Origin of the sequence: Roseibium sp. (assembly GCF_025698965.1) — a bacterium.
GTDB lineage: Bacteria > Pseudomonadota > Alphaproteobacteria > Rhizobiales > Stappiaceae > Roseibium.
Genome location: NZ_JAILWL010000285.1, coordinates 1 through 8416 on the forward strand (window position 1 = coordinate 1; position 8416 = coordinate 8416).

An 8416-nucleotide genomic window follows, 5' to 3' on the forward strand; every position below is an offset into this window, starting at 1 on the left:
CGGATCAGTATCCTGATCTGGTCGCTGCATCCGATGATTGCCGGACGACTTTACATCTGGAACAGGGACGAAGACGAAGTCAAAAGTTTTTCGCCTTCCTACGAAAATCTGGAGAGCCCCGCCTTCCGGCTCAGTCCGTTGCAGCATGTCGCCGACGGTCTCGGAGGTGTCCGTCAGAAGCTGGATACAAATCCGGACGAGTTCAATTTTCCGATCATGGAGGATCTCAGGCAGAAGGGCGTGACCGACTATGTGGCGATGCCGTTGCCATTTTCCGACGGACGGATCAACGTCATGACGCTCGCCTCCGACCATCCCAAAGGCTTCACCACGGCCAATCTCGGCCTGATATTTGAATGTTCAGCACTGATCAGTCGCCTTTTTGAAGTCTTTGCACTGACGTCCAATGCAACGTCATTGCTGGAGACCTATTTGGGCAAGCGCACCGGTGCGCGCGTCCTGGGAGGTGAAATACGGCGAGGTGACGGAGATGTCATCGACGCTGCAATCCTCTTCTGTGATCTTCGCCATTCAACCCGGCTTGAGGGCGAGCTCGGCCGAGAAACCTATGTTGCGTTGCTGAACCGTTTTTTCGAGACGACAGCAGATGTCGTCAATGCCCATGATGGGGAAGTGTTGAAATTCATCGGCGATGCCATTCTCGCTATTTTTCCGGCAAGTGCCGGTCACGATCATGCCTGCCGGCAAGCGGTCGCAAGTGCTGCGGAAATTGTCCGCATGCTGAAAGAGCCGGTAGAGGGTGAAGCCGGGATGTCCATGTCCTGCGCCATCGGAATTGCCTATGGTGACGTCACCTACGGCAATGTCGGGTCCAAGGAACGTCTGGATTTCACCGTGATCGGCAGCGCTGCAAACATCGCCGCCCGGTTGGGAGATCATGGCAAGGTGACCGGCCACGAGATCGTTGCCACGGATGATGTCGTGCAGGCGTCAGGTCATCCGGCACAAGAGCTTGGGGTTGTTGCACTGCATAATGTTGCCGAGCCGGTCACAGCCTGCGCCATAGTGCCAAATCCGGATTAAGGCACGGCTTCGTCGAGAATATATCTGATAGTTCAGCGCACCGTGTTGCCACCGATAAAACCGCCCATCGGCTGGTTCCGCACAAGAATGACAAGGCCTTCCTTGCTCGGTTCAGAACCGTTTTGCGCCACGCCACCATAGTTGGCGCAAAGGTCTTCGGCGCTTTTGTTATCGGCGGGGGTGAACATGGTGATTGCTTCGCACTCAACGCGGCGCAGGTCGTGATCGGTTTTCGGGCCGCTCGACAAAGAGAGAGCCAAACCGACAAATGCCAGTGCGAAAGTAGAGCTGGTTACAACTGCAAACTTGTTCATAGTCCCCGATCCCATTTCCCGGCCCATTCCTTTTTGGGGCCTTGCGATATGGACGGAGAATGGCGGAACACACCTGTACTCACTCTGAAATCCGCATTCACCTGGCGTTCATGTTATGTGATTCGGTGTTTTTTGCCGAATTGAGGCTCAATTGGGGCGGATTTTGCCCCTGAAAATATCGGTAGAAATCGGGACTGAGGAGGTTGGGTCAGCCTCTGCGCTTGAGGTCGCGCGGCAAGCCGGAGTGCTGTTGAAGAACCGCGCACAGCAAAAAGGGGCGGAAAACCGCCCCAAATCGCTAAACTTTCAGAAGATGTGTCATCCTCAGGCGGACTGCTGGGTCGTCTCGATGCCTTTTTCGGTAAGAAGGCCTTGCAGTTCCTGGTTCTGGAACATCTCACGGATGATATCGCAACCGCCGACGAACTCGCCCTTCACGTAGAGCTGTGGGATGGTTGGCCAGTTGGTGAATTCCTTGATGCCATTGCGCAGCTCATCGTCTTCCAGGACATTGATGCCCTTATACGAGGCGCCGACATAGTCGAGAATCTGTACAACCTGTCCAGAAAAGCCACATTGCGGAAAATTCGGTGTGCCTTTCATGAACAGCACAACGTCGTTGCTGTCGACTTCGTTCTTAATCCAGTCCTGGATGCTCATGTGCGTTCGTCCTTGTGCTTCGCCGGCGCGAACAAGCTGCTGCCGGTGCGATAAACCAGTTTCGTTACGGCTCTCCACACGCGAAACTCCATCACGAGAGTGATCAGGAGGACGGGGATCAAGAGAAGCCACAACACTGTATTTCTCCATTCAACCAGTGCGCCTATCTGGCGAAGACAGCCGCGAGAATCAAGTCCGCGCTGATCAGGCGCGGCAATCTGTCAATTCAGTCCGTCGTTTAATCCGGAGCCTTGGTCTGAAGGGCAAGGGCATGCAGTGCGCCACCCATGTTGCCTTTCAGTGCCTCATAGACCAACTGGTGCTGCTGTACGCGGCTCTTGCCCCGAAACGATTCGGAGACAACATTTGCCGCATAGTGATCGCCGTCTCCAGCCAAATCCCGGATCTCCACCTGAGCATCGGGCAGTGCCTCTTTGATCAGGGTTTCGATCTCGTTTGCGTTCATCGGCATGGTACGTCCATCCTTCGTTATTAAGTTCCTGAGAGCAAACCGTCTTATGCGGTTGCCATATATTTCGGGAACCAATCTTCGTGCGCTTTTTTCAAGTTTGCAACGGATATGGTGAGGATGCCCTCAACAGTCAAATTTTCACCGCCCGTCGTGCCGATTTGTTGAACGTCAATTCCTGCGTCCAGAATGTCTTCCACAACGGCGTCCACTCGGTTCGTGGCGACGGTCAGAACGTAGCGTCCCTGGTCTTCGCCGAAGAGGGCAGCATGTGCCGGGCCGTCGACCTTGACTGTCGCGCCAATGCCGCCCGACATTGCCATTTCGGCCAAGGTGACACCGAGACCGCCGGACGAAATGTCGTGGACAGCCGTCAGCCGGGCTGCACCAATCAACTGGCGGACTATGGTGCCGCGGCGTTTTTCGGCAGCCAGGTCAACCGGGGGCGGAGCACCCTCTTCGCGGCCGAGAACTTCTGCAAGATACTGAGTGGCTCCCAAATGCGTGCCATGGCCACCGATAAGCAGAATGACGTCGCCTTCCTGAGCGAAAGCGGCACCGGCGCGGATTGTGACGTCCGGCAACAGACCGACGCCACCGATGGCCGGTGTCGGAAGGATCGCTTCGCCGTGCGTTTCATTGTAAAGCGAGACGTTGCCTGAAACGATCGGGAAGTCGAGTTCGCGACAGGCCTCGCCTATGCCTTTGATGCAACCGACGAACTGACCCATGATTTCCGGTTTTTCCGGGTTGCCGAAATTGAGATTGTCGGTCGCTGCCAGCGGTTCGGAACCGACTGCTGTCAGATTGCGCCAGACTTCTGCAACTGCCTGCTTTCCGCCTTCAAACGGATCGGCCTCGCAGTAGCGCGGCGTCACGTCGACGGAGAAGGTGAGGCCCTTGCGGGTGCCTTCGACCCGGATAACACCAGCATCACCACCCGGCGTTGCCGCTGTGTTGCCCTGGATCAACGTGTCATATTGCTCATAGACCCAGCGGCGGGATGAGCCGTTGGCGCTGCCGACAAGTGTTTTCAGTGCTTCAGCATAGTCTGCCGGTTCCTCGACTTCGGAGGCCAGCAGAATGTCCAGCTTTTTCGGTTCTACCCAGGGGCGGTCATATTCCGGTGCCTCGTCGCCAAGCTTCTTGATCGGCAGATCGGCAACCACGTCGCCCTGATGTTTGACGACGAAACGCAAGGTGTCCGTGGTCACGCCGACAATAGCGAAATCCAGGCCCCATTTCCTGAAAATGGCTTCGGCTTCGTGTTCCTTTTCCGGGCGGAGCACCATCAGCATCCGCTCCTGGCTTTCCGAGAGCATCATTTCATAAGCGCTCATCCGCTCTTCGCGCACCGGCACCTTGTCCAGATCCAGTTCGATCCCGAGATCGCCCTTTGCGCCCATTTCAACAGCGGAACAGGTCAAGCCTGCAGCGCCCATGTCCTGAATGGCGATGACCGCACCGGTCTCCATCAATTCAAGGCAGGCTTCCAGCAGACATTTTTCAGTGAACGGGTCACCGACCTGTACGGTCGGACGTTTTTCCTCAATCGTGTCGTCGAATTCGGCAGAGGCCATTGTGGCACCGCCGACGCCGTCACGACCCGTCTTTGCACCGAGATAGACAACCGGCAGGCCAACGCCCTTTGCTTCGGACAGGAAGATGGCATCCGACTTTGCAAGGCCAGCGGCAAATGCATTGACCAGGCAATTGCCGTTATAACGTGCGTGAAATTCGACTTCTCCGCCAACAGTCGGAACACCGAAGGAATTGCCATAGCCGCCGACACCGGAGACAACACCGGAAACCAGATGCCGGGTTCGCGGATGGTCAGGCTCACCGAAACGCAATGCATTCATCGCGGCTACCGGGCGGGCGCCCATGGTGAAAACATCGCGAAGAATACCACCGACACCGGTTGCGGCACCCTGATAGGGTTCGATGTAGGACGGGTGGTTGTGGCTTTCCATCTTGAAGACAACCGCCTGGCCATCGCCGATATCGACGACACCGGCATTTTCACCCGGCCCCTGAAGAACGCGTGGTCCCTCGGTTGGCAGCGTTTTCAGCCACAACTTCGAAGATTTGTAGGAGCAATGTTCGTTCCACATGGCCGAAAAGATGCCGAGCTCGGTAAATGTCGGCTCCCGGCCGATCAATTCCAGAATGCGCTCATATTCATCCGGTTTCAGACCGTGGGAAGCAATCAGGTCAGGCGTGATCTTGATGTCGTTCGGGATCATGTCGTTCCAGTTTTTTGGGGCCGCTGTGGTCGGTCCGCGCAGGCGCGGGCAGGCAATGATGCCGCCGTTTAACAGATTGTCCGCGAAATGGGGAGAGTGTGTTGAAAACTTTGTGGATGTTCTTTGTATTGACAGTTTGCCTGTCAATTCGTATATGACAGTTAAGCTGTCAAATTGTGAGGCATTTTATGACCACTGAGCGTGAAACAAGCAGTGCTGATGTGAGGAGGCTGATCGGAGAGGTTCGCGGAACCTTCCGGCTTCTGGCGGGGATTTCCGATGCAATGCTGGAGCAGCGTGGGCTGACGGCGTCCTTGAGAGCGATATTGGAATATATCGCTGACAATGGTTCAAGCACGGTTCCTCAGATGGCAAAAGCCAAGTCGATGAAACGGCAGTCGATCCAGGCACTGGTTGACCGATTGTCTGCACTCGGGCTTGTCGCAACGGTTTCAAATCCGGAGCATAAGCGCTCGGTGCTAATCACGATGACAGAGCGGGGTGCAAGCACCTATCAAGCGATTCTGACTGAGGAGAATGAAATTTTGGGCCCGCTCGCAAGTGAGTTTTCGTCAGACGCATTGAGAATTGCATGCAATGCGCTTGCCGATTTTCAGCATCGATTGAAACGTCTGAGGTTCAAAAGCAATGCAACAGAAACTCAGTGACGGTTTGGATCAGAAACGGGAAGAGCGCGTTTCAAAACAAACGCCTTCGACCTCTTTGATTGTTGATCAATTCAAACGACCTCGCGGCCTGTTGGGCGCACTGGCCGGTTGGATCATGGCCAATCGCGCGTCCAATATCGAACGGAACCGCTGGACGGTCGAATTGCTGTCATTGCAGGCAGGCGCGGATGTTTTGGAAATTGGCTGCGGTCCAGGTATTGGTCTCGAAGCGGTTCTGGAAGCTGCGCGCGGGACTTGTGTAACCGGGCTTGATCATTCGGCATTGATGATCGCCAAGGCGGGTAGGCGGCATGTCGCGGCTCGGAAGTCGGGGCGCCTTGTGTTGGTTCAAGGTGAAGTGAAGGATTTGCCGTCGAGGCATCTCTACAATGCTGTCTTCAGCTGCAATGTGATGCAATTCGTTGACAACCGTCGGCAGTCTTTGGAGCAGATCCTGGATCGTCTGAAACCGGATGGCCTGCTCGCAACAACGTTTCAGCCGCGTGGCCTGTGCGCGAGTGCGGAGGAAGGCAGGAATTGGATCGGGCAATTTGCCGAAGACCTCTGCCAGGCGGGATTTCGCGATGTCGATGTGAGAGAAAGAAGTTTCGGCAATATGCCGGCGTTTTGCGCACTTGGTGTTCGTTGAGATCATAAACGACGGGGAGCGGTTCTGATCATCTGCCGTCGCGCGGCGACGACTTTGTGTTGAACTTGTCTTGTAGAAGGAAGTGGTCATGCGTGGACGTGGTGTTCTGTGCCAGTCGCCCTCTTTGTGTTGCTTCAGTCGGATAGGCGCGTCAGCCTTGATGGGCTGACTTCAAATCAAGTGGCGGCGGCAGCGATTGCGACGATTGCCAGGGCGATGGTCGGAAGGGCGATGATTGAATAAAAAGTTCCCAACATGGGTCCATCCTTTCGGGGTTCGACGTGTTTTATGTGGTGGCCGTTACGTAAATTGCGCGTGATGTGAATCACAAATGTGCGATATGATTTATTTTAGAAGTAAAAGTAAATTATCATTCGATCTAAGTAAAAATATGCATAACTTTGCGTTAGAATTTTTGTGAAGAGTCATTTTGGACTCGTTCCAATAGTTGAATTCGGATTTTTACGAAGAAAAGAGGAAGTGAGGTGCCCCCCGACACCTCAGTTTTAAGTGGTGACCTCGTCACCGGTTGTACTGCTTTCAAGGAGCAGAAATTCGCCTGGCTTGATGTGCCCGATCGCTTGTGTCAGTACGCTGCGGACCCAAATCACCCGGTAGTCCGTCATCAAAATATGGTTTCAAAAATATGGCACTAAGTGCCTGATATCTTTGACTTTCACTTAAAGAGTGAGAGCCACAACAATGACGATAATCACCACCAGGATGATTGGCAGGGCCGCGATGGAATAACAAGTTCCAAACATAGGACTTTTCCTCCGGCTTACCGCGCCATTCATATTGGGGTCGACCCGTATAAATTGAGTGATGGGTATCACAGTTGTGCTGGAAGAATTATTTCGAAGTAAAAAGTAATGTTTGGCAATTGTTTGATTTAACTAGAACCTGTGCCGTGTATGGCTCAAGAGTGAGCTTCAGGGCACATTAACAAGCTCGACAAAATCAATTGATCGGATCTGTAGATCGCGTGAAACGGGAAGGGGGGTTGCAGACTGGCGACCGACCTTGGTGCCTTTGCCAGGGTAAAATGTCCCAAGAAGGAGAGTTGACATCCGATATTTGCTGAAAACTTGCTTCAGGAACCGGTTCCCGGGCGGCTCCTGAAGCACTTAAAATAGCTGGTTGGCAACACCGTCTAGAAACAGGATGACTTGGCGTAAGTAAACAGTTTCTTAATTTTAACGTTAAGATTGAAGCTCAAGATCTATTCGAAACTGTCGTAGCAGGCGCCGTTGTCCTCCAGAAGATTGCGCAGAATTTGAAGTCCTTTTGCCGTTTCTTCGCGGGTGAGGGGATTGGTGACGCCGACGCGCACGCGATGATAAACCTTGCCGGATCGGCCTGACTTGAATTCGTCTTCATCGTCGATCAGCACGTTCGAGGTGTTTGCCGCTGCCTTGAAGGTGCCCGACAGCCAGGGCTCAGGCACTTTCAGCCAGAGAAACGGAGCATCTGGCGCTGAAACCATGTCGAAACCGTTCAGGTACTGCAGAACGAGCGCGTGGCGAGCAGCGACCTCGTTGCAGACTTTTTCCCGGATAGCATCTGCCGCACCCGACAGGACGAGGCGGGCAGAGAGTTCCGAGAGCAGATAGGAAATGCCTCCCGTCAGCATCTTGTGGGCGGTATAGATCCGTTGAGCATGCGAGACCGGGCTGGACACCCAACCGCCGCGGACCCCGGCTGTAACCGCCTTGGAAAGCGAGCCCACATGGAAGGTTCGTTCCGGCGCCAGGGCAGCAAATGGCGGAATATCGGTGTCCCGCAGTGAGCCATAGACTTCGTCTTCAATGATCCAGAGATTGTATTGGCGTGCAACCTCGACAAGCTGTTCGCGGCGGGTGGTCCCCATGGTTCGCGTTGTCGGGTTGTGCATGGTCGGCATGACAAACAGCACCTTGGGGTGTTTTTGCGCGCAGACACGCGCAAGATCCTCGGGCAGATGACCCTGTTCGTCGCTGGCTATCTGAACGGGTCTGCGACCCGACAGCGATGCGCCGCGTGCTATGGAGCTGTAGGTAAGATCCTCAAAGGCAATCTGGTCACCCGTTGCGGTGGTTGCTGCGATCACCGCCATTATGGCTGCTTGAGCACCGGTTGTCGGAACAATGCTGCCTTCGGAAGGCTCCCAGCCTGCACGTGACAGCCATTTCCGGCCGGCCTCGCGCCAGATTTTCGGGACCGACCGGGTGTAGCTTGCTATTTCATAAGGCGCGTCGCGCGTGATTGCGGTGGTCAGGTCGCGGATTGCGTCCGCCTGTCCGATTTCCGGTGCCGAGGTGCTGTCGAAACGAATGGCTTCCGGCGCCGGCACGGATATTCGGGTGCCGGCAAAGGCAATGTCCTTG

At 54.8% G+C, this 8416-nt stretch carries 8 protein-coding genes; 3 read left to right on the forward strand and 5 right to left on the reverse strand.

Annotated elements, in window-relative coordinates:
- The coding region (locus K5905_RS20810) for an adenylate/guanylate cyclase domain-containing protein (RefSeq protein WP_297587227.1) at nt 1–1044 on the forward strand (1044 nt) is incomplete at its 5' end.
- A 32-nt stretch (nt 1045–1076) separates the two neighbouring features.
- On the opposite strand, the gene K5905_RS20815 is transcribed toward K5905_RS20810, so the two are convergent.
- The 4 genes from K5905_RS20815 to purL form a co-directional block, all read right to left on the reverse strand.
- Entirely contained in the window at nt 1077–1358 is a 282-nt protein-coding gene (locus K5905_RS20815; RefSeq protein ID WP_297587229.1) for an antitermination protein, read from the reverse strand.
- Between the two features lie 324 nt (nt 1359–1682).
- Entirely contained in the window at nt 1683–2018 is a 336-nt protein-coding gene (gene grxD, locus K5905_RS20820; protein ID WP_297587231.1) for a Grx4 family monothiol glutaredoxin, read from the reverse strand.
- Between the two features lie 238 nt (nt 2019–2256).
- Nucleotides 2257–2490, reverse strand: coding sequence for a BolA family protein (locus K5905_RS20825; protein WP_152501097.1), 234 nt, complete (start codon nt 2488–2490; stop codon nt 2257–2259).
- Between the two features lie 44 nt (nt 2491–2534).
- Complete coding sequence (purL, locus tag K5905_RS20830) at nt 2535–4733, reverse strand: phosphoribosylformylglycinamidine synthase subunit PurL (protein ID WP_297587236.1); 2199 nt, start codon at nt 4731–4733, stop codon at nt 2535–2537.
- A 188-nt stretch (nt 4734–4921) separates the two neighbouring features.
- On the opposite strand from purL, the gene K5905_RS20835 reads away from it, so the two are divergent.
- Both K5905_RS20835 and K5905_RS20840 read left to right on the forward strand, forming a co-directional pair.
- A complete protein-coding gene (locus K5905_RS20835) occupies nt 4922–5401 on the forward strand; it encodes a MarR family transcriptional regulator (RefSeq protein WP_297587238.1) in 480 nt (159 codons plus the stop codon).
- Complete coding sequence (locus K5905_RS20840; protein ID WP_297587240.1) at nt 5382–6050, forward strand: class I SAM-dependent methyltransferase; 669 nt, start codon at nt 5382–5384, stop codon at nt 6048–6050. The genes K5905_RS20835 and K5905_RS20840 overlap by 20 nt, the downstream gene beginning before the upstream one ends.
- A gap of 1222 nt (nt 6051–7272) precedes the next feature.
- Here K5905_RS20840 and K5905_RS20845 read toward each other — a convergent pair.
- The coding region (locus K5905_RS20845) for an aminotransferase class I/II-fold pyridoxal phosphate-dependent enzyme (protein WP_297587242.1) at nt 7273–8416 on the reverse strand (1144 nt) is incomplete at its 5' end.